The sequence below is a fragment of the Planotetraspora phitsanulokensis genome (genome assembly GCF_016863295.1).
GTDB classification, from domain to species: domain Bacteria; phylum Actinomycetota; class Actinomycetes; order Streptosporangiales; family Streptosporangiaceae; genus Planotetraspora; species Planotetraspora phitsanulokensis.
In genome coordinates this window covers 1-20,789 of record NZ_BOOP01000005.1, presented here as the reverse complement: position 1 = coordinate 20,789, position 20,789 = coordinate 1, and the positions used below count along the sequence as shown (strand labels likewise).

Annotated in this window: 19 protein-coding genes; 13 read left to right on the top strand and 6 right to left on the bottom strand. The window is 68.9% G+C overall.

Annotated features, from left to right (window positions below):
* Nucleotides 1–26: 26 nt before the first annotated feature.
* The 6 genes from Pph01_RS07915 (at nucleotide 27) to Pph01_RS07890 (ending at nucleotide 7,622) form a co-directional block, all read left to right on the top strand.
* Nucleotides 27–887 carry a universal stress protein gene (locus Pph01_RS07915; protein ID WP_204072333.1) on the top strand — a complete coding sequence of 287 codons (861 nt, stop codon included), beginning with the start codon at nucleotides 27–29 and terminating at the stop codon, nucleotides 885–887.
* Nucleotides 888–943: 56 nt separating this feature from the next.
* On the top strand, nucleotides 944–3,241 hold the full coding sequence (locus Pph01_RS07910; RefSeq protein ID WP_239116510.1) for a heavy metal translocating P-type ATPase: 2,298 nt from the start codon (nucleotides 944–946) through the stop codon (nucleotides 3,239–3,241).
* A gap of 177 nt (nucleotides 3,242–3,418) precedes the next feature.
* Nucleotides 3,419–4,081: a CBS domain-containing protein gene (locus Pph01_RS07905; protein ID WP_204072332.1), complete on the top strand. Its 663-nt coding sequence runs from the start codon at nucleotides 3,419–3,421 to the stop codon at nucleotides 4,079–4,081.
* Between the two features lie 34 nt (nucleotides 4,082–4,115).
* Nucleotides 4,116–5,108: an Acg family FMN-binding oxidoreductase gene (locus tag Pph01_RS07900; protein WP_204072331.1), complete on the top strand. Its 993-nt coding sequence runs from the start codon at nucleotides 4,116–4,118 to the stop codon at nucleotides 5,106–5,108.
* 464 nt (nucleotides 5,109–5,572) lie between these two features.
* On the top strand, nucleotides 5,573–6,832 hold the full coding sequence (locus Pph01_RS07895; RefSeq protein WP_204072330.1) for an FAD-binding oxidoreductase: 1,260 nt from the start codon (nucleotides 5,573–5,575) through the stop codon (nucleotides 6,830–6,832).
* 247 nt (nucleotides 6,833–7,079) lie between these two features.
* Nucleotides 7,080–7,622, top strand: a complete 543-nt coding sequence (locus Pph01_RS07890) for a TetR/AcrR family transcriptional regulator (protein ID WP_204072329.1) — start codon at nucleotides 7,080–7,082, stop codon at nucleotides 7,620–7,622.
* Between the two features lie 239 nt (nucleotides 7,623–7,861).
* Here Pph01_RS07890 and Pph01_RS07885 read toward each other — a convergent pair whose 3' ends face one another.
* Both Pph01_RS07885 and Pph01_RS07880 read right to left on the bottom strand, forming a co-directional pair.
* On the bottom strand, nucleotides 7,862–10,117 hold the full coding sequence (locus Pph01_RS07885; RefSeq protein ID WP_204072328.1) for an LLM class flavin-dependent oxidoreductase: 2,256 nt from the start codon (nucleotides 10,115–10,117) through the stop codon (nucleotides 7,862–7,864).
* A gap of 419 nt (nucleotides 10,118–10,536) precedes the next feature.
* On the bottom strand, nucleotides 10,537–11,436 hold the full coding sequence (locus Pph01_RS07880) for an alpha/beta hydrolase (RefSeq protein ID WP_204072327.1): 900 nt from the start codon (nucleotides 11,434–11,436) through the stop codon (nucleotides 10,537–10,539).
* Nucleotides 11,437–11,580: 144 nt separating this feature from the next.
* On the opposite strand from Pph01_RS07880, the gene Pph01_RS07875 reads away from it, so the two are divergent.
* Together Pph01_RS07875 and Pph01_RS07870 are read left to right on the top strand one after the other, a co-directional pair.
* Complete coding sequence (locus tag Pph01_RS07875) at nucleotides 11,581–12,075, top strand: MarR family winged helix-turn-helix transcriptional regulator (RefSeq protein WP_204072326.1); 495 nt, start codon at nucleotides 11,581–11,583, stop codon at nucleotides 12,073–12,075.
* A 316-nt stretch (nucleotides 12,076–12,391) separates the two neighbouring features.
* The gene (locus Pph01_RS07870) at nucleotides 12,392–12,616 is read left to right on the top strand and encodes a hypothetical protein (protein ID WP_204072325.1); all 225 of its coding nucleotides are present in this window, start codon (nucleotides 12,392–12,394) and stop codon (nucleotides 12,614–12,616) included.
* 162 nt (nucleotides 12,617–12,778) lie between these two features.
* On the opposite strand, the gene Pph01_RS43275 is transcribed toward Pph01_RS07870, so the two are convergent.
* On the bottom strand, nucleotides 12,779–12,904 hold the full coding sequence (locus Pph01_RS43275; protein ID WP_275412805.1) for a hypothetical protein: 126 nt from the start codon (nucleotides 12,902–12,904) through the stop codon (nucleotides 12,779–12,781).
* Between Pph01_RS43275 and Pph01_RS07865 the strand changes: the two genes are divergently transcribed.
* The gene (locus Pph01_RS07865) at nucleotides 12,903–13,223 is read left to right on the top strand and encodes a hypothetical protein (protein ID WP_204072324.1); all 321 of its coding nucleotides are present in this window, start codon (nucleotides 12,903–12,905) and stop codon (nucleotides 13,221–13,223) included. The genes Pph01_RS43275 and Pph01_RS07865 overlap by 2 nt on opposite strands.
* 60 nt (nucleotides 13,224–13,283) lie before the next feature.
* Here Pph01_RS07865 and Pph01_RS07860 read toward each other — a convergent pair whose 3' ends face one another.
* The gene (locus Pph01_RS07860) at nucleotides 13,284–14,051 is read right to left on the bottom strand and encodes an aldo/keto reductase (RefSeq protein ID WP_204072323.1); all 768 of its coding nucleotides are present in this window, start codon (nucleotides 14,049–14,051) and stop codon (nucleotides 13,284–13,286) included.
* Nucleotides 14,052–14,187: 136 nt separating this feature from the next.
* Nucleotides 14,188–15,435 (bottom strand): vanadium-dependent haloperoxidase, encoded by a 1,248-nt coding sequence (locus Pph01_RS07855; RefSeq protein ID WP_204072322.1) that lies wholly within the window; start codon nucleotides 15,433–15,435, stop codon nucleotides 14,188–14,190.
* Nucleotides 15,436–16,179: 744 nt separating this feature from the next.
* Here Pph01_RS07855 and Pph01_RS07850 point away from each other — a divergent pair.
* Nucleotides 16,180–18,009 (top strand): multicopper oxidase family protein, encoded by a 1,830-nt coding sequence (locus Pph01_RS07850; RefSeq protein WP_204072321.1) that lies wholly within the window; start codon nucleotides 16,180–16,182, stop codon nucleotides 18,007–18,009.
* Between the two features lie 22 nt (nucleotides 18,010–18,031).
* Here the strand turns inward: Pph01_RS07850 and Pph01_RS07845 are convergent, their stop codons facing one another.
* On the bottom strand, nucleotides 18,032–18,457 hold the full coding sequence (locus Pph01_RS07845) for a DUF6223 family protein (protein ID WP_239116509.1): 426 nt from the start codon (nucleotides 18,455–18,457) through the stop codon (nucleotides 18,032–18,034).
* A gap of 278 nt (nucleotides 18,458–18,735) precedes the next feature.
* Here Pph01_RS07845 and Pph01_RS43270 point away from each other — a divergent pair, with 278 nt between their 5' ends.
* The 3 genes from Pph01_RS43270 to Pph01_RS07830 are packed head-to-tail and all read left to right on the top strand — an operon-like array spanning nucleotide 18,736 to nucleotide 20,694.
* The gene (locus tag Pph01_RS43270) at nucleotides 18,736–19,803 is read left to right on the top strand and encodes a sensor histidine kinase (protein WP_275412804.1); all 1,068 of its coding nucleotides are present in this window, start codon (nucleotides 18,736–18,738) and stop codon (nucleotides 19,801–19,803) included.
* On the top strand, nucleotides 19,800–20,465 hold the full coding sequence (locus Pph01_RS07835; protein WP_204072319.1) for a response regulator: 666 nt from the start codon (nucleotides 19,800–19,802) through the stop codon (nucleotides 20,463–20,465). The genes Pph01_RS43270 and Pph01_RS07835 overlap by 4 nt, the downstream gene beginning before the upstream one ends.
* Nucleotides 20,466–20,514: 49 nt before the next feature.
* The gene (locus Pph01_RS07830) at nucleotides 20,515–20,694 is read left to right on the top strand and encodes a hypothetical protein (RefSeq protein ID WP_204072318.1); all 180 of its coding nucleotides are present in this window, start codon (nucleotides 20,515–20,517) and stop codon (nucleotides 20,692–20,694) included.
* Nucleotides 20,695–20,789 lie beyond the last annotated feature (95 nt).

Below are 20,789 nucleotides of genomic sequence, written 5' to 3'. Positions count from 1 at the left end.
GACAGGACGGCAAGAGAGGAGGAGCAATGATCATTGTTGGTGTCGACGGATCGGAGGCGGGCCTCGAGGCCGCAGGGTGGGCAGGCAGGGAGGCGGCGCTGCGCGGCGTGCCGCTGAAGGTCGTATACGCCCTGCCCGAATGGGTGTTCAAGCGAGCCGTGAAGAGATCCCACGAGCAGATCGCCAAGTGGATGCGGGACAGCGGTACGCAGGTGGTGATGGCAGGGGTCGAACGCGCCCGCCAGGAGAAACCCGATGTCGTGGTCGACTACGCGCTCCTCGCCGGTGACCCGCGCTCGGCTCTGATCCAGGCGGCCGAGGATGCGGATCTGCTCGTGGTCGGCAACCACGGACTCGGCGGTTTCCGCGGGCTGCTGCTCGGTTCGGTCGCTCACGGTGTGGCAGGGCACGCGCCCTGTGACGTCGTCGTCGTGCGGCAGTCGGCATCGCCGCCACGCGGCGAGGTGGTCGTCGGAGTCGACGGCTCGCCCGAAGGCGCCGCGGTCCTGGAATTCGCCTTCGCTGAGGCCGCGCTTCGTGGTGCGGGGCTTCGTGCCGTCCGCGTCTGGAATCTGTGGATGTGGAGCGCCGGCGGAGCCGTCGTGCCGATGATGGATCCCGCTGACGACGAGCAGCTCGAGATCCGCCTCCTGGAGGAGGCCCTGGTAGAGCACCGGAAGCGCCACCCCGAGGTGGAGGTGACCGAAGAGGTCGTGCAAGGTCATCCGGCTGACGTGCTCAGGCGGGCTTCCGAGAGGGCGGACCTTCTGGTCGTGGGTTCTCACGGCTCTGGAGAGTTCGTGGGGTTGATCCTCGGCTCGATCAGCCAGGCGATGCTTCACCACGCACGCTGTCCGCTGGCCGTCGTCCGCACGCCGAGGAGCTGAGCCTCAATGCGGATCGGGTCTGCGGAGCCGTGCGCCGAACACAGGAGTCCACGCGCGTGAAGAACTACCTGTTCCTCGTGTTCACAGCCTGCTCGCTGACCGTCGGGGGCATTTGCCGCCTACTGGGTGCCGACCGGCCGGCGCAGGCGATGTGGGCGGCCGCGACCGTCGTCGCGTTGCTTCCGGCCGTGTGGTGGGTCGTTCGCGCCCTCCGCACCGGCCGGATGAGCGTCGACGTGATCGCGGTGCTCGCCCTGGCGGGAGCCCTGGCAGTGCGCGAGTTCCTCGCGGGGGCACTGATCGCGCTCATGCTGGCGACCGGCCGGGTCCTGGAAAGCTACGCGCTACGCCGCGCGCGGCGGGACCTCGCCGCACTGTATGAGCGGGCTCCGCGTTCGGCTCGCCGATACCAGGACGGTGCCGTCTGCGTTGTGGGCGTAGAGGACGTGCGTCCGGGAGATCGCCTCTTGGTACCTGGAGGCGAGATGGTACCCGTCGACGGCGTAGTGGATCGCGGCGTCGCGCTGCTGGACGAGTCGGCGCTGACCGGCGAATCGGTTCCGGTGGAACATCGGGCCACCGGAAGCGTGCTCAGCGGTGTGGTGAACGCCGGTGCGGCGTTCGACATGAGGGCCACGTCGACCGCTGACAAGAGCGCCTATGCGGCACTGGTCAGGCTGGCGGAGGAGACGGAGGCGGCTACGGCCCCGGTCGTGCGGTTGGCCGACCGGTACGCGGCCTGGTTCCTGCCTCTCACACTCCTGCTGTCCGGCATCGCCTGGTCGGCCTCCGGCGCTGCGGTCCGCGCGGTCGCTGTGCTGGTCGTCGCGACTCCATGCCCGCTTCTGCTCGCGGCGCCTGCCGCGATCGCGGCCGGTCTGTCCCGAACGGCTCGGCACGGCGTCCTCGTCAAAGGCGGAGGAGCGCTGGAGGCGCTCGGAACCGCGCGGACTCTGGTTCTGGACAAGACGGGAACCCTCACCGTCGGCCGGCCCGAGGTGGTGGACATCGTGCCGGCTCCCGGTTGGGATGCCGACAAGGTGCTGCGGCTCGCCGCCGGAGTCGACCAGATGTCAGCCCATGTTCTGGCTGCGGCGATCGTGCGCGTCGCACGGGAGCGCTCACTATCCCTCCCCATCCCCCAGCAGGTGCGCGAGGAGCCGGGAAGCGGTACGGAGGGGCTCGTCGACGGCCGGCACGTGCGGGTGGGCAAGTCCGCGGGGCCCCGGTCCTCCGAATGGGAGCGGGCCCAGCGAGCCAGGGCGGCGTTGGACGGCGCCATGACGGTCTGGGTAGCCGCGGACGGCCGCAGCGTGGGTGTGATCCTCCTGCGCGACGCGGTGCGCACCGACGCGGCGCGGACGCTGCGGCGGCTGAGGCTGGCCGGGATCGACAGGGTGGTGATGCTCACCGGCGACCGGGCCGAGGTCGCCGAGAGCGTGGCCGCCGTCCTCGGCATCGACCGGGTCCTGGCGGAGCAGACCCCCCAGGGCAAGGTGGCGCAGGTTCGTGACGAGACGCGGCGATCGACGACGGTGATGGTGGGCGACGGTGTCAACGACGCCCCGGCCTTGTCCGCCGCGGATGTCGGTGTCGCCATGGGAGCCCGTGGCGCCGCCGCGTCTGCTCAGGCCGCCGACGTGGTCCTGACCGCCGATCGGCTGGACCGCCTCGCGGACGCCATGGACGTCGCCAGGCGGACCCGGCGCATCGCTGTGCAGAGCGCCGCGGCCGGAATGACGTTGTCGCTGCTCGCGATGGCGGTGGCTGCTTTCGGCTGGTTGCCTCCCGCGCCCGGTGCGGTGCTGCAGGAGGCCATCGACGTCGCCGTGATCCTCAATGCGCTGCGCGCATTGGGGCCGTCCCGGGGGACCCGTCTGCGGGTGGATGACCCGACACGCGCGCTCCTGCGCCGGTTCGGGGAGGAACACGCGGGGCTGCGGTCTTCGCTCGAACGCATCCGCGAGGTCGGCGACCGCCTGAGCCGCGAGACACAGGGTGAGGTCCTCGCCGAGCTGCGGAGCGTCCACGCGTTCCTCACCGAGGAGCTGCTGCCGCACGAACACGCCGAAGAGAGCCGGCTCTATCCCGCGATGGCACGGATGCTGGGCGATCCGGAGGCGACCGTGACGATGAGCAGAGCCCACGCCGAGATCGACCGCCTGGTGAAACGGCTGGGGCGGCATCTCCGGCTCGCGGGAGATCAGGGACCCCACCCGGACCAGCTCGACGATCTGCGCGCCTGCCTTTATGGCCTTCATGCCGTGCTGACCTTGCACTTCGCGCAGGAGGAGGAGGCCTATTTCTCCCTGGACTCGTCCCCGTCCAGGGATCCCGATCTCGCAGCGTCCTGAGAGGCCTACGGGTCCCACGAGCTCGCCGCTGGAGCCGGCTGCCCGTCGGGGCGCCGATGGGCCGGGAAGATTGTGGCCGAAAGTCCCCGGCGAACAGGACCTTCACCGCTGACCGGGGGCGGCCGCCGGGGCGACGCTGCTGAGTGAGGCGAACGGAGCTGAGCAGGGAGGGTCGACATGGCGCTCGTAGTGCAGGACGTGATGGGCAAGGTCGCCGTCGCCGCCCACCTGGACGCGTCGTTCGCCGATCTGACCGGCATCATGCAGCGGTACAAGGTGGGCGCGGTCACGGTGATCGACGAGTACCGCCGCCCGGTGGGCGTGGTGTCGGAGGACGATCTGCTCCTCAAGGTGACGGCCGGGCGCGGCGCGCGGTTCATCCAGGGCCCGAAGAAGTGGGCGGAGCACCGCAAGGCGGCGGGCATGACGGCGCGCCACCTCATGACCACTCCCGCGGTCACTGTGACCACTGAGACCTCAGTGGACGAGGCGGCGCGGCTGATGCACCGCGAAAGGATCAAGCAGCTGCCCGTGGTCGACCCGGCGACGGGCCGCATCGTCGGGACCGTTCACCAGGGGGACCTGCTCAGGGTCTTCGACCGGTCGCCGGAGGACATCACGAACGACATCGAGATCGTCGCAAGACGGCTGGACGTCGACCCCGCAGAGCTTCGCATCGCCGTCGAAGCGGGTGTCGTCAGGCTGAGGGGATGGATTCCCCGGCATTCGCAACTGTTGCCGCTGCTGCGGGCTGTCCGCGCCCTCGACGGCGTCGTCGATGTCAGGGCCGACCTCGCGTTCCTCTTCGACGACCTACTCGTCCCGCCGCCTCTTCTCTAGCGGCAATCAGGCAACACGTCACCAGGAGAACGCCGTGAACACACGAACATCGGACGCCGTCTCCGGCGCGGCGCGCGCGGCGATCGAGGCCGCGGTCTGGGCGCCGTCGGTGCACAACACGCAGCCGTGGTCATTCGCCCTGTCCGGCGACGAGATCAGTCTGCGGGCCGACACGGACAGGAAGCTGCAGGTCGCCGATCCCACCGGCCGCCAGATGCTGATCAGCTGCGGCGCCGCGCTCTTCAACGTGCGGATCACGTTGAGTGCGCTCGGCTACGAGCCGGCGGTCAGGGTGCTGCCGGACCCCGACCGGCCTTCACTGCTGGCCACCGTTCGGCCTCGGTCGGGTGTGAGAACTGACGAGGCCTGCGTGCTCCACGCTGAGATCCCACGGCGCAGGACTCACCGCGCGGGGTTCAGCGCCTTACCCGTGTCCGATCCTGTGATCGGCACGCTCGCCGCCGATGCGAGTGCCGAAGGGGCGGAGCTCGTGCTCGTGCGGACGGAATCCACCATGCGCGTGCTCGCCGCGCTCACCAGCGCGGCACAGGAGATCGAGGCGCAGAATCGGGCGTTCGCCCTGGAGATACTGCGCTGGGCCAGACCCCCGGGCAGTTCCAGGAGCGACGGCATCCCCGCACGCAGTTATCCGACGGCGCAGAGGCGTACCCGGCCCGAGCACTTCGCGCAGCGCGACTACGCCCAGGGAAACCGGTGGGGGAGCGAGGACGACGTGCCTCTGTCGTCGACCACCGGGCTGGTCGCGGTACTGACCACGACGGGTGACTCCAACGAGGACTGGCTGGTCGCCGGGCAGGCGTTGCAGCGCATGCTTCTCCACGCGTCCGCGTACGGCCTGAGCGCGGCGTTCCATACGCAGGCGTTGGAGATGCACGATCTGCGCGAGTTCATCCGGTGGCACGTCTGCGGCGGCGCCTTCCCCCAGATGATCATGCGGCTGGGAGTCGCCCTCGAAGACGCCGGCAGCGTGCGCCGTCCCGCATCGGAGGTGCTGGAGCAGCGGTGAGGAGTAGCGGCCACGAGTGATGGTGCAGGCGCGGCACCTGTCCGAGGTGGCCGGCAGTCGCTTCGGATGATGCCTCTGTTGAGCGCAGCGCTACTGACGTGACGTCGTGCGAGCACTGCGCTGATCAGCGTCAATGCGGAACCGAGGGCTTGCGAATCGGTATCGTCATACCGTATCTTCATGCCGATTGTTGTGGTGGCCGGCTCGAGCAAACGCAGGGCGGTTCAACAAGGACTGCGGATCGTATGCCGGGCAACACCTAGACGTTCGCCGCGCCGCGCCTGTGGTCATCGGCACCCGGCTCGCACCGTTCTGCGAGACAAGATCAGAAAGACATTCACATGCCCCTCCCCACGAGTTCCTTGCTGCCCTCATCCGTCACAGGGCCCGTCTTCTTCCCAGACGACGACGGTTTCGCCGACGAGGTGTCGGTGTTCAACATGACCGTCGCCCATCACCCTCACGTGATCATCGGCGCCACCTGCGTGGCGGACGTTCAGGCGGCGGTGCGCTTCGCAGGGGACCGGAACCTGCCTGTCGCGGTCCTCAACACCGGTCACGGCCCTTCCATGTCCGTCACCGGAGAGGCCGTCATGATCACCACCCGTCGCATGACGGGGGTGAGCATCGACAGCGCGAAGATGACCGCCCGGGTCGAAGCCGGCGTCCGCTGGGGACAGGTGGTGGAAGAAGCCGCCAAAATCGGACTCGCGCCGCTCGCCGGTTCCTCACCGACGGTCGGTGTCGTCGGTTACACGCTCGGCGGCGGGGTGAGCGTCGCGCTGGGGCGGGCCTTCGGGTACGCGGCCGACCATGTCCTGCGGATCGAGGTCGTGACCGCGGACGGCGAACTCCACCACGTCACACCGGATTCCGACGCGGACCTGTTCTTCGCTCTGCGCGGAGGGAAGGGCAATTTCGGCGTCGTCACCGCGATGGAGTTCAGCCTGTTCCCCGTGCGGGAACTGTACGCGGGAGCCTTGCACTACTCGGGTGACAACGCGCGCGCGGTGCTGCAGGCCTACCAACGGTTCACCGCCGACGCGCCGGACGAACTGACTTCGTCGATCGTCTTCCTGCGCGCGCCCGACCTGCCTTTCGTCCCCGAATTCATGCGGGGGAAGCTCACCGTCTCGATACGGGTTTCCTATCTGGGCTCGGCACGTGATGGTGAAGCACTGGTCGCCCCTTTGCGGGCGGCTGCGCCGGTACTCGCCGACACCGTGACGACGATGCCCTTCGCGGACATTGCTTCCATCACCAATGACCCGACCGAACCGGGCGCCGCCGTGGAGCACTTCGCCATGCTCGACGAACTGTCTCCGCCAGTCATGGAAGCGATTCTCGACATCGCGGGACCGGGTTCCGACACGCGCATCACCATGGTCAACGTGACTCATCTGGGCGGCGCACTCGGAACGTCTCCGGAAAAGGCGAATGCGGTGGGGCGGCGCGATGCCGCCTTCTCTCTTTTCGCGTTGACCGCCGTCTCGCCCGACGATGTGGCCGCCCACAAGAACGTGGGCTTGGACCTGATCGACAGGCTGACGCCGTCCGGAGGTGCCCGGAAGCACCCCGGCTACCTCTCGCCGGCGGACGTCTCCGTCCAGAGCGTGCGCATGGCGTACGACGAGCCGACCTACGAGCGTCTTCAGGCGGCGAAAGCCCTGCACGACCCGCACAACCTGTTCCGCTTCAACCACAACATCCCGCCCCGCGCGTAGTCGCCGGCGACTCGGCGGGCTTTGTTCTCTCCGCTCCACGGCAACGCTCTCAGCCATTGCCGGCCGGCCCCGGCTCGGGCTGAACGACGTACGGTGATGCGTGATCCGGGAGACGACTCGCGCCTACCCGGATCACACGTCCCGCCTGTTTGACTGCCATTAGGCACGGCCCTACGGTACGGCCATGCCTATCGCGAGTCGAAAAAAGCGTGCAGGTGGGGCGAGGCGGACCCTTGTTCTCGAGGCGGTGACGCTTGTGCTCGCGGAACGCGGTTACGAGAACACGCGCTTCGCCGACGTATCGGCTGCCAGTGGCGTCGCGATCAGCACGCTGCAGAACTACTTCGGTTCGCGCGAGGACATGGTCATCGAGGCTCTACAACTCTCCGTAGACCGGGAGGTGGCGGCCATGGAAGCAGCGGCCTCCACTGATCTCGATCCGTGGGAGCGACTGGTCGCGATGATCGACCGCAGCCTGGAGCTTCCCGACCACTCTCGGCAGATGCTCGTCGAATTCTGGCGGTCCGCCATGCGGGACGACGAGCTTCGCGAGTACAGCGTGGAAATGCAACTGCGCTATCGGGCGCCCTTTCTGGCCGCGGCAAGGGAAGGCAGTGAGCAGGGAGCATTCAGGCTCACCCATAGACCCGAGGATGTGGCGGATTTCGTGCTCGCCGTCCTGACCGGAGCCATCATCTCCCGCGTCCTGCACCATCCCAGGCCGTCTCCCGCCGACTTCCGCGGTGTCCTCCTGTCTCAGCTCCGGTTGATGCTGGGACTCGAGGGCTGAAGACGGCGTACGCGTCAGCAGGTCCGGCCATGGGGACCATCGGTACAGCCATTAACGCTAAGCACTTGATCTCGGGTGTCTAGCACGGGTGATCGGTTCCGTGCAGGGGTTCGGCGGAAGATCCTCGGTCGCTGGTGGGATGTGGCTACGGTCCACCCATGCCGGTGGAACTTCTGACTGATGAGAAGGCTGAGGCGTACGGGCCGTTTCAGCGGAAGATCCCCGGCGGCCGTGCCCCGTCATGTCGTCGTCGGGCTGACGGAGAAGTTGTTGCGGAAGACGTTGTCGGGGTCGTAGACGCCCTTCACCCGCCGCAGCCGCTCCAGGGTGGCCGGCGGGAACGCCTTGGTCAGTGCGGTGGCGTGGTCATGGGTCTCGAAGCTGAGGTAGAGGCCGGTCGAAGGGATCTTCGCCCATTCCCGGTCCGTCTGCTCCTCGTGGCCCTGGTGGACCACGACGCTGAGGGAGAGGTTCTGGGTGCGGTGGGCGTAGGCGGTTGCGTCGGCCGGCAGGTCGTTGACGGCTCCGCCCACGGCGCGGATCTGGAAGTAGCTGGTGTCCCTGCGGTCGAACAGGCCCGTCACCAGGGCGGCGGTGTCGGCGTCGAGGTGGTCCACCAGCGCGGTGCGGCTGTGCATCAGGGACTGGCCGTCGTGCTGGCCGGGAGCCTGGGTAATGACCGCCGCGTACGGGACGAGTTGCGCGCTCTGCTCCAGGACCGGGGCGATGGGCAGGAAGCGCTCCAGCGCATGGGCCGCCGGCTCGGTGTCGTCGCCGGCCCAGACGGCGTAGGTCAGGGCGAGCCGGCGCCCACCCTCCCGGACGACAGTGAGGAACGCGGTCAGCTCGCGGGGGCTGTCCTCCATCACCTTGCCCCACATCTGCAGGAAGCCCGTGGTGTCGGCGGCATTGTGCAGGATCTGGGCGAAGACGACGTCGCCGAGTTCGGCGGCCTCGATGTCGAACGAGGTGACGATGCCCATGTTGGCGCCGGCGCCGCGCAGGGCCCAGAACAGGTCGGGGTGCTGCTCGGCATCCGCACGCACCAGTGAGCCGTCCGCCAGGACGACGTCCGCGCCCTTGACGTGGTCGATGGTGAGGCCGTAGGAGCGGCCGAGGAAACCCTGGCCGCCGGTGGTGGCCAGTCCGCCGACACCCACTGCGCCGGCGTCGCCGGAACTGATCGCGAGACCGTGCGGGGCAAGCGCGGCGGCCACCTCGGCCCAGCGGGCGCCGGGGCCGACGCGCACCAGGCGCCGCTCACGGTCGATGATCTCGATGCCGTTGAGGGCGCCGAGGTCGAGGACGATGCCTCCGTCGTTGGTGGAGCGGCTGCTGATGCCGTGTCCGCCGCTGCGGACCGCAATCGGCACGTCCTGGGTGCGGGCGTAGCGCAGCGCCTCGGAGACCTCCTGGGGTGTGGTGGGGCGCAGGACCAGTCCGGGCGAGCCGAACCACAGGTACGTGGAGCGGACCTTGTGGTATTCGCGGTCTCCCGGCTCCACGGCCCGGTCGGCCAAGTCCGCGGGCAGGCCGTCGTAGTCGATGCCGTCGCGGCGCTGGGCCAGGGCGGCGGCCGAGCGGACGCTGCCGGTGGGTGTGCCGGCTGACCTGCGTTCGGCGGCGGCCTGCGCGCGCAGGGCCGGAGCCACCTCCTCGGCGAAGGTCTGGAGCGTCACGGGGTCGTCGGAGACGAGGATGAAGGTGCTGATGCCGTCCTCCAGGACGAACGGGAGGAGCTGTTCCACCCACTGCCCGGTCGGGCCCTGGAAGAGGCCGGACGATGTGCCGAAGGCTCCCTGGATGTTGAGCAGACGGCGGATCTCGTGCGGGTCGCGGCCGTGCCGCGCGGCCGACTCGTCGATGATCTCGTTGCCCTCACGCAGGGTCGGTGAGGACACATAGCCCAGGCTGGGCAGCCACCCGTCCGCCTTCTCGCCGATCAGCCGCAGCATACGGGGCTTGTAGGCGCCCAGCCAGATCGGGACGTCATGGGCGGGTGCCGGGCCGCGCTTGGCGCCCTTGACCTTGTAGTACGCGCCGTCAACGCCCAGGGCGCCGCGCTCGTCGGCCGCCCAGATGCCGCGGATGATGTCGATGGCCTCACTCAGTGCCTGGACGCTCTCGCCCGGCGTCAGTTTCCGCCCGCCCATCGCCGCGATGGCGTCCCAGAAACCGCCGGCACCCAGACCGAGGTCGATCCGGCCGCCCGACAGCAGGTCGAGGCTGGTCACGGAGCGGGCCAAAACCGCGGGCTGGCGCAGCGGCAGGTTGGTGACGTTCCCGGACAGGTGGACGCGCTCGGTGCGGGCGGCGGCCCAGCTGATCAGCGTCCACGTGTCGAGGAAGGCCGGCTGGTAGGGATGGTCCTGGAAGGTCACCAGGTCCAGGCCCACCTGTTCGGAGTGCACCGCCAGGTCCACCACGCGCTGGGGGTCCTGGTTCTGCGGGGTGAGGAATGAGCCGAAGCGCAGGTCGTGACCGTAGTCGGTCATGGTGACCGCCCTCCTATCGTGACGTTTGATCGTGGAAGCCAGCAGATCGTGGAACGTGTGCGTCGAGCGGCGAGGTCCGAAATGGACACTCCATAACCGAACAGGATCTGCAGATCGATCGCGGCCGCCGTTCGCCGGCCTTGACCGCCACAGCCTGACCGGCCGACGCGGTCGCGCCGGGGATCCACTCGCGCAGTGCGTTGAACACCCGCGACGCACCACCGCCGAGCACGTGGACCCCCGCGATCTCCCGCGCCGCCGGCCCGGAGACGTTCTGCGCCACGACGTCGGCGGGTTCGCGATCGTCAGAGGTTCTTCTGCTTCGACGTGCCGGCCACACCCACTGGCCGTGAAGTCCTGCTCCCTCGCGGGAGACAGCCGGTGCCGTCTCCCGCGAGGGTGGCCGTCTCGGGCGGGGGTCAGCCGATGTGCTTGCGAACGAAGGCGCCGATGCGCTCGATCGAGTCCACGGCCTCGGGCGCGAAGCTCGCGAACAGCTGCAAGAGGTGCGGAGCACCCTCGATGACGACCAGTTCCGACGAGTTTCCGGCCGCGAGGGCCTTCTCGTGGAACCGGCGCGAGTCATCGATCATGACCTCTTCGGTGCCCACCTCGATGTGGATCGGCGAGAGCCCGGAGAGATCGCCGAACAGCGGGGACACCAGGGGGTCACGCGGATCGTGGTCGCCGAGGTACCCGGCGGCGAACGCCTGGAGCATGGCGGCCGAGACGAACGGGTCGCGGTCCGCGAGTTCGGTGAAGGACGGCGCCGACACGGTCATATCGGTCCACGGCGAAATCGGCACCACGGCCGCGGGCAGGGCGATACCTTCCTGCTTCAGCTTCAGCAGCAGCGCCAGCGTCAGGCCACCGCCGGCCGAGTCGCCGCCCACCGCGATCCGGTCCGGGCCCACCATGGCGAGCAGCGACTTGTACGCGGCCAGCGCCGAGTCGAGCGCGGCCGGGAACGGATTCTCCGGGGCGCGCGGGTAGTCCAGCAGGTGGACCACGGCGCCGGCCGCGGTGGCCAGCCTGGCTCCCACCGCACGGTAGACGTAGGGTTCGCCGGCGTTGTAGCCGCCGCCGTAGAAGTACAGCAGCACCCGATCGGCCTGCGACGCCGGAGTCGTCACCGTCAGGCCCGGGAAGCCCGGCGCCTCCGTGACCACGGCCTCGTCGGGAACCGGGAACTGCTCGCTCCACAACCGGCCGGCTTCGCGGAAACGCTCGAGCTCGGGCCGCTCGTCGACGGGCAGGTAATCACCCACGGTGGTCAGCAGGTGGTGCACCTTGGCGAGCTCGTCACTCAGTTTCTTCATGCTTCCTCTTTCAGTAGCAGCTTCGTGGTCGATCGTGGGCGTCAGGCGCCCCCTCGACAGGTATCGAAGCCTGCACAAGTCATTTGCGTAAGACAAACCATTTATAGCACACAGACGACTGGCGAGTACTCGTATACTGGACACATGGCCTCGCTCCCGGTCCTCAACCAGCCGCCCCACCTGTGCGCCGCCCTGCTCGACCACCTCTCCCGCCGGGTGCGGACGCGGTCCGAGACGGTGCTGGCGCCACTGGGCCTGCGGCCGCGCCACCTGGTCACGCTCACCGTCCTGCGCGACCACGGGAGCAGCACCCAGCAAGCCCTCGCGGCCAGGCTGGGCATCGACAGCACCAACCTCGTCGGCCTGCTCAACGACCTCGAAGCCGACAACCTGATCGAACGCCGCCGGTCGCCGGAGGACCGCCGCCGGCACGTCGTGGACCTCACGGACGTCGGCGCGAAGAAGCTGGCCAAGGCGGAGTTCGCCCTGGCCGCGGTCGAGGACGAGGTGCTCGCCGCACTCACCCTCGAGCAGCGCGAACAGCTCTACAGCCTCCTCCAGCAGGCCACGGCGACCACGGACATCGCCGCCTGCGCCGGCGCGGAGGACGAACCGGCACCGCCCGTCATGTACCGCTGACGCGGTCGGCGGCCGGACCCGCCGAACCGCACAAAAACGCGCCCAACCAGCCGATCCGCCGCGTGGAAAAACTCACCCGAGTGGCCCTCGTGAGCGTGCCCACAATAGGTACGCCCGCGCGCCCGTTAGGGGGTTGAGGATCTATGACCGATACCGTGAGCAGGCCTGTTCCGGTTCCGATGCGGCCTGCGTGGCGGGGACCCAAGGGCGGGCAGGTCCTGAAGATCGCCCGGACCACGGATCACAAACGGACCGGATCGCCGGGCGGCCGTACCCTCACCGGCCCCGATGGCTGACCCCGATCACCCTCGACGAGTTGCGCGAACTGCCGACGTTCGAGGACTTCGCCGCCCGCTATCCGGACGCGGTATGGCCGCCGGGAGGCCCGGCGGCCGCCACCACCCGGCAGGACTGGATCGAGGGGAGGCACCGGCTGGAGACCTACCACGCCGCGCTCGGCGAACTGGACCGGACGCGGCTCGGCCCGGCAGGCAACCCATACCTCGATCTGGTGGAGATCCTCGCCGGCGGGCCGCCATGAGTCGGCCCGTTGCGACTCACGCCCGGCCTGGCCCGGGTGTTTCGACCTCCCCGGCCGCAGGCGTGAGCTGGCGGGCAGGCTCGCGTGGGCGATTCCGAACGAGGCGGCCCTGGCCCGCATCGCCGACCACTCCCCGGTCATCGAAGGCGGCGCCGGCACCGGCTACTGGGCCGCCCTGCTGCGCCTGCGCGGAGCGGACGTCCGCGCCGTGGACACCGCGCCGCCGGCGTCCGGCGGGAACCGGTACCACTCCGCGGACGCCCGCCGGTGGGCGTCCGTCGAGCGCATGAGTACCGAGGCGGCGGTCCGCGCCGACCCCCGCCGCACGTTGCTGCTGTGCTGGCCGCCACCGGACGACGACGCCGCGGGGTACGGCGCGCTGCGCACGTACCGCGGCGACACGCTGCTCTACGTCGGCGGGGACGCGGACGGCCCCACCGGGACCGTCCGCCTGCACCGCGAGCTCGAACTGAACTGGACCCTCGCCGAGGAGTTCGGCCTGCCGTCCTGGCCGGGCGTGCCCGACCGGCTCACCGTCTGGCGGCGCAGGCCGGCCCGCCGGGCGCAGCGCGGCCTGGACCGGTGTCCGGGGTGCGGGCGGCCCTGACCGCCAGTCCCCACCGCATCCGCTGACGCCGGACGGCGGCCGTTCAGTCGTCGGTGGTGTTCAGGTGAGGGTGTCGATCGCGGCGACCTCTTCCGGCGTGAGGTCGAAGCCCTGCAGGTCGAAGTTGCTGGTGACGCGCTCCCGGCGGGAGGACCTGGGCAGGATCACGATGTCGTGTTCCAGATGCCAGCGGAGGACGACCTGGGCGGGAGTGACGTCGTGCCTTTGGGCGATCTCGGTGAGGACGGGATTGTGCAGGTCGGTGTTCTTGAGGCCGCTGTAGCCCTCGACGACCACTCCCCGGCGTCGGTGCTCCTCCAGCAGGGCGGGGTCGTGCTGCGCCGGGCTCCACGGAATCTGGTTGACCGCAGGCTGCCGTCCGGTGGCCTCGGTCAGCAGGTCGATCAGTTCCGGGCTGTAGTTGCTGACCCCGACGTTGCGGACCAGTCCGGCGTCCTTGGCGGACAACATCTCCTGCCATGTCGAGACGAGCTCGTCCTGCTCCGTCGGCCAGTGGATCAGCCAGAGATCCAGGTAGCCGGTGCCGAGCAGCTGAAGACTCGACTCCAGGGTGCGGCGGGCGTGCCGCGCGTCCTGCGGGCGGAGCTTGGTGGTGAGGAAGACCTGCTCCCGGTCCAGGCCGCTGTCCTTCACGGCCCTGCCGACGTCCGACTCGTTCTGGTACAAGGTCGCGGTGTCGACATGTCGGTAGCCGATCTCAAGCGCCGCACGCACCGACTCGTACGCCTCCTGGGGCCGCAGCTGCCAGGTCCCAAAACCGATCATCGGCAGCGCAGTGCCGCCAGGCAGGTTCACTGTCTCAGTCATGCGTTGCATTCTGCCCCAACCCCCTGCCTTGATCGACGGCCGCTCACCGGGACCCCAGCCCTCTGCGCTCGGAACGCAGCGCTACCCGGCCGGGCGTGGTCGACGCCCGGCCGGTCATGCGCGGTGCCGGGGGTGATTACCTCTTGGGCCTGAAGTAGTGCCCGACCATGTATGTGGTGACCTGTGCGCCGATCTTCGCGCCCTGTATGTCGGCCGTGCGGGTGTGGATGCCACCCCAGATGCGGGCGTTGATCACCTCGCCGATCGCCTGCGAGAAGCCGCGGAAGTACCTGGTGGTACCCGAGTCGGCGCTGTACCCGCTGAAGGAGATGTCATCCCGGCCGAAGAAGTTCCTCAACGCCGACATGCTCGCCGCGGTGAAACACGTGTGTCCGGAAGTGAAATCGGGGTGCGGCGGCGTGACGAGCAACGGCATCCAGGTGGGGTCGGCCACCGTCTCCGGGTTGCCGTCGGTGTCGGCCAGCTGGATCGCGGTGACCGGCCGCCAGAAGGTCCACGCCGCCTTCTCGTTGTAGCAGGCGATCGTGGCGTCGGCTTCGGCCAGATCGACCATCGCGAACATCCGCGACGTCTGGAGAGTGTTCAGTCGCTGTGAGGTCGCGAGCTGCCGCTTGATCTCCCATTCGGCCAGATGCCGGTCATGCCACCAGATCGCGGCCTGCGTCTGGTCGGCCGTCCTCACCGTACTCGTCACCGAGCCGATCGTCTTGACCTCGTTGAAGTCCCGGGTGTACTGGCGGCTGGTGAGCGCCGGCGGGCCGGACGTGCGGAACATGGACCCGCTGGGGATGAGGAACGGCTTGAGGTAACCGACCCACGCCCCGTCGTTGGCCATCGTGGGAGGCGTCGGCCGCCACTGACCAGGCTGGGTGCCGACGGGCCAGGTCTGGCTTCCGAACGCCCCGTCGTTCTGCCGCGCGGCGATCATCGCAGCGGCCGTCTGATCGCCCACGCTGATCCCGCGCTGCTTCGCGGGACTGTCGGGAATCGCGGCCAGCGACTCGTCGTACTGGGTCTTCAACGTCTCCTGCTGAGCCGGGAACAGCGCGTTCAGCACGCGGAAGGCCGCGGTCGCGACGGCCGCGTCCGTCGACGCGTTTCCCTTGACGGCCGGTGCGGTCAGGTACGGCTGGTAGGGAGAGCCGGCGATCGCGTTCACCGCGTCGTAAACGGCTCCGTGGACCATCGCGAAACTGCGTGCCTGGACCTGCGGCTGCTGACGGGCGACGTCCCAGATCGCCGTCTGGGCGTTGCGGTCCCAGACGATGACAGCGTTGTCAGGCCTGTGCGAATCCGACGCGTACGCGAATGACGATCCGACTCCCGCCGGTAATCCGGTGACGACGACTCCGGCGGCGGCCAACCAGATCGCCTTGCGTTTTAGGACAGCTGACCAGCCCGTTTTACGTGATTTAAGCATTGGAGCAAACTACTATGCCGGCCGCAGCCGCTACAGCGTCCATCTGGTCTAAAAGCTGATAATGACGTAACCGAAAATGGGATCCCCGCCGACACGGGAACCGGTCGCCTGTTCCTGCTTCGTGTACGGCATTCGACGGTTACCCGGAGGTCATCTCGAATTCGTTCGGATGGACCGGTACACGGTCGCCGCCGCGGACACGATCAGGGGTTTCCGCCGGTCACGTGGGAAAATCTTTCATGGCCGTCAAGCGGCACGATGTCCGTCGGCCTCGGCATTTCTGTTCGCGGATGCTTTTCCACGGCTGCCGAAATTGGGGGCCGAATCCGAACGTGAACTGCTCACCTGAACATCCTGCCCCGATCCCCGCAACAGCCCTTCATACGGCCGCTGCACGAGGCGTCTTCGACCGGGTCCGCACGCTGCCGATGGCGCCGTCGGCGGTGGTGATCGGCCAGACCCTCTGCGACGTGCTCATTAACCTCACCAGCATCGTCGCTATGGCCCTGGTGGGGCTGCTCGTCGGCTGGTGGATACACGGCGCCGTACGAGGCCGTCACGGGCGGCGATGGCTCGACTTGGGCGCATGTGACCGCAAACACGGCTTTTGGGAGTTATATCCGCGTATATGCGGGAATTCGGGCACGTATCGGGGTGAAAGGATCAATCAGCGGGGGCTGCGATTCGGTGGAGTTGACCAGGAGGGAGTTCGCGCTCCTGGCAGTGGGCGTGGGCGCCGCCGCTGCCGGCGTCGGTCATGTCGGCGTGTCCGATGACGTGGCACGGCTGGCAAAGTATGTCGATGCGGTGCCGCGACTGCCGTCGCCGGTGCCGCAGCAGGCGGCGGCCTATCCGGGGGCGGACTACTACGAACTGACGATGCGGCAGCGCCCCTGGCGGTTCCACCGTGACCTGCCGGCCGGGCAGGCCTGGGGCTTTTGGGCTCTGGGCGCGGGCGGGCCGATGGGGCTGGGCTATCTGGGGCCGACACTGGTCGCGCGGCGGGACCGTCCGGTGGTGGTGCGCTACCGCAACGAGTTGCCCACCACGCATCTGCTGCAATCGGCGGTCGACGTCACGTTGTGGCGGAACGTCCCCGGCGTGCCGCCCGATCCGCCCGGCGGGCGGATGCCGCAGAACTTCCCCTCCTTGCCGAACGTGTGGGTCGTACCTCACCTGCACGGCGGCTTCGATTCCCCTCAGTCGGACGGCCACCCTGAGGCGTGGTTCACGCCGGACGGTCTGCACGGTCCCGTCTACGCCACCGTGGACGGAGCCCGTCCGAATGAGGTCGTCTACGCCTACACCAGCCGTCAGCACGCCACCATGTTGTGGTACCACGACCACGCGATGGCCATCACCAGGCTGAACATCTACGCCGGGCTGGCCGGCCTCTACCTGATCCGCGACGCCTTCGAAGACGGCCTGCCCCTGCCCCGCGGCGACTTCGAGGTGCCGCTGATCCTGCAGGACCGCAACCTCACCTCGGACGGCGGACTGTCCTATCCCGACAGGGGCCCCACGCCCTATCACCCCAAGTGGAATCCGAACTTCTTCGGCACCATCCCGGTGGTCAACGGCAAGGCCTACCCGTACCTGGACATGGAGCCGCGACGCTATCGGCTACGCCTGCTCAACGGCTCCAACCAGCGCTTCTTCCACCTGTGGTTCCAAGACGGCGGCACACGGCGGCCGTTCTGGCTGATCGGCACCGACGGCGGCCTCCGCGCCGCGCCGCTGCGCCTCACCAGCCTCCTGCTGGGCCCCGCGATGCGAGCGGACGTCATCCTCGACCTGACCGGCGTGCCGGCCGGCACGCGAATCACCATGATGAACGACGCTCCCACGCCCTTGCCCCAAGGCGACAAGCCCGTCCCCATGCCCGAGATCATGCAGCTCAGAGTGAGCAAAGCACCCTCCGGCCCGGACCGGAGCGCGCCCCCGGACCGGCTGTCACTGCGGCCGGTCACGCCGCTGCAGCCCACCCACGGCCTGCCCCGCCGCCAGTTCGTCATCACCGCCAACCGCGATGCCCACGGCAAATCCACCCATCTAGCGATCAACCAGCGATTCTTCGACGACCCGGTCGAGGAGTTCCCCAAGGTGGGCACCACCGAGATCTGGGAGTACATCAACACCTCAGGCGACGGCCATCCCATGCACGTTCACCTGGTGCAGTTCCAGGTGCTGAATCGTCAGCGGTTCGACTCGAAGGCCTACCTTGCGGCCTACAAGAGCTGGATCTCCCAGGGGCGCCCGCCCGCATCCAAGCCTGTTCTCGCCCCTTACCTGAAGGGGCCGGTGATGCCACCCGGCGCCGACGAGGTGGGCTGGCAGGACACCGTCGTCGCCTATCCCGCGGTGGTCACCCGAATCGTCCTGCGGTTCGAGCTGCCCCCGCCCATCGACGGGATCCCGGGCACCCGGAGCGAGTTCCCCGCCACGTACATCCAGCACTGCCACATGCTGGAGCACGAGGACAACGAGATCATGCGCCCCTGGCAGATCATCTCCTAGAGCCAAGTCCCGTTCGCTGCGGTCAGCCGGCCTGCCGACGGGATCGGGCCAGAACCAGCCCACCGAGAACCATGGCGATCAGCCCCACCACCAGGGCCACGTAACCGCCGACTATTCCGTAGCCGGTGCCGGGACCGCCTTCGGCGGCGGCCACGACCACTCCGCCGATGACCGCGCCGGCCAGCCCTGTCACGAGGGCCACGATGGCGCCCCTTCGGCCGGAGCCGATGCCGAGGCGACCGGCGGAACGGGCCATGGCGAGCCCGCCGATGACGACACCGGCCAGCCCGATCAGCGCGGCCACCACGGACCACAGACGCCCGGCGGTCAAGGTGTAGGCACTGACGGGGTCCGCCTGGACCGAGACGTTTGCGACCGCCGGTGCGGCGAGCACGAGACTTCCGATCAGAGCGGCTGTTGCGGCGGCAAGCAGGTGACGGATGGACATGAGGTGCTCCTTCTCCTCCCGTGACTGGACATCGCCTGATCATGTCCGCCGGCCCCGCCGTCGGTCGTCGTGCAGGCGCGGACAATTCACGCTGCCACCGATGCCGGAGCCGGTTGCCGCGGACGCCGCAGGGGCCGCGAAGGTACCGCATGTGCGGTAGGCGGCTGCTCATCCGTGCGCAGGATTCGCCCGCGCGGACATCGGGTTAGTGTGCGCGCATGGGCACAGGACGGTTCGCTGTCCGGGCAGGTTTAACAGACTGGGCGATCGCAGTCGGCGTGGCCGCTGCGCTGCTGGTCACCGGGCTGTCCGGGGAGCACTCCGCCACATTCCTCGACCTGCTCGGCTACGCGCTGCTGACGGCCGGCGGGCTGACTCTGGTCGTGCGCCGCCGGGCTCCGGTACTCGTCCTGGTCGTCACCGGGCTGTGCGCGGTGGGTTACCAGGCGGCGGGTTTCGACGTGCCCGCCGTCGCGTACCTGTTCGCGGTGTACGCAGCCGTACGAGCGGGACATCGCACCATCACGGTGGTGGCGAGCGTGACCATGCTGGCAGCCCTCCCTCTCGCGGCCATGGCCTCGGGCCTGCACGACACGGGCGAGGCGTTCGCACAGGCCCGGGGCGCCCTCGAGCTGGCCTGGCTGATCGCCGCCGGCGCCGCGGGCGAAGCACTGCGGCAGGCCGAGCGGCGGGCGGACGAAGCCGAGCGCACCCGCGAGGAGACCGCGCGGCACCGCGCCGCCGAGGAGCGGCTGCACATCGCGCGGGAGTTGCACGACTCGCTCACCCACCAGATCTCGGTCATCAAGGTTCAGGCCGAAGTCGCGGTCCACGTGGCCCGCAAGCGTGGCGAACAGGTGCCGGAGGCCCTGCTGGCGATCCAGGAGGCCGGACGCGAGGCGACCAGGGAACTGCGCGCGACCCTGGAGGCGCTGCGCGACGACGACACGGCCCCGCCGCGTGGGCTCGATCACGTCCCGGAACTGGTGGAACGGGCCCGTACCATCGGCCTGGACGCGACGCTGACGATCGAAGGACGACGACACGACGTGCCTGCGGCGGTGGACCGGACCGTTTACCGGATCGTGCAGGAGTCCCTCACCAACGTCGCCCGTCACGCGGACGCCGCCACGGCGTCCGTCCGGATCGACTGTCGTCCCGACGCACTCGCGATACGCATCGACGACGACGGCACGGCCACACCGGACGCGGCCCCGATGCCCGGTGTCGGGCTGCTCGGCATGCGCGAACGAGTCACCGCTCTCGGCGGTTGGCTGCGCGCCGAGCCGCGCGGCGAGGGCGGCTTCACCGTCCAGGCCGAACTCCCCGTGGAGCAGACGGCATGATCCGCGTCCTGCTGGTCGACGACCAGCCGCTCCTTCGCAGCGGATTCCGCGCGCTCCTCGACCTCGAAGACGACATCGAGGTGGTGGCCGAGGCCGCCGACGGGAAGGAGGGTCTGGCTCTGGTCAGGGAACACCGGCCCGACGTCGCGCTCATCGACATCCAGATGCCGGTCATCGACGGCATCGAGGCGACCCGGCGTATCGCCGCGGATCCGGCTCTGGCCGGGGTGCGTGTCGTCATCCTGACCAACTACGGCTTGGACGAGTACGTCTTCAACGCACTGCGGGCCGGCGCTGCCGGGTTCCTCGTCAAGGACGTCGTGCCGGAAGACTTCCTGCACGGCGTACGCGTCGCCGCGCGCGGTGACGCCCTGCTCGCACCGTCGATCACCCGCAAACTGATCAACAGGTACGTCGCCCAACCGGTCAGCTCCGGCACCGGCAGCAGGGCGCTGAAAGAGCTGACCAACCGCGAACGCGAGGCCGTCGCCCTGGCCGCGCAAGGCCTGTCCAACGACCAGATCGCCGACCACATGGTGATCACCCCGATGACCGCGAAAACCCACATCAACCGGGCCATGGTCAAACTCCAGGTCCGTGACCGCGCTCAACTCGTCGTCCTCGCCTACGAATCCGGCCTGGTCGCTCCGCGCAACTCCTGACTCCATGGTCCGGCAGCAGACGGCGCGCCAGGCCGGCAGAGGTCCGGCGGTGCGACTGCTCGCGGCGAGTGACGGTGTGCGTGGTGTGTCGGATCGTTCGCTGCCGGATGTTGCCAGGATCATCGGGGATACGCGTGATCGCCTCGGTGAAACGGTGTTCACCGAGGCGATTCGTGATGGTTTGCGGCGGGATTGGCGTGAGCTGGCCGAGGTCACCCTCGCTTGGTGAACGACTTGCGGGCCCACAGGTAGCCGATCAGTGCCAGGCCGGCGCACCAGGCGATCGCGGTGATGGTCGAGCTCGCCGTTGGTGTGCCGGTGAGT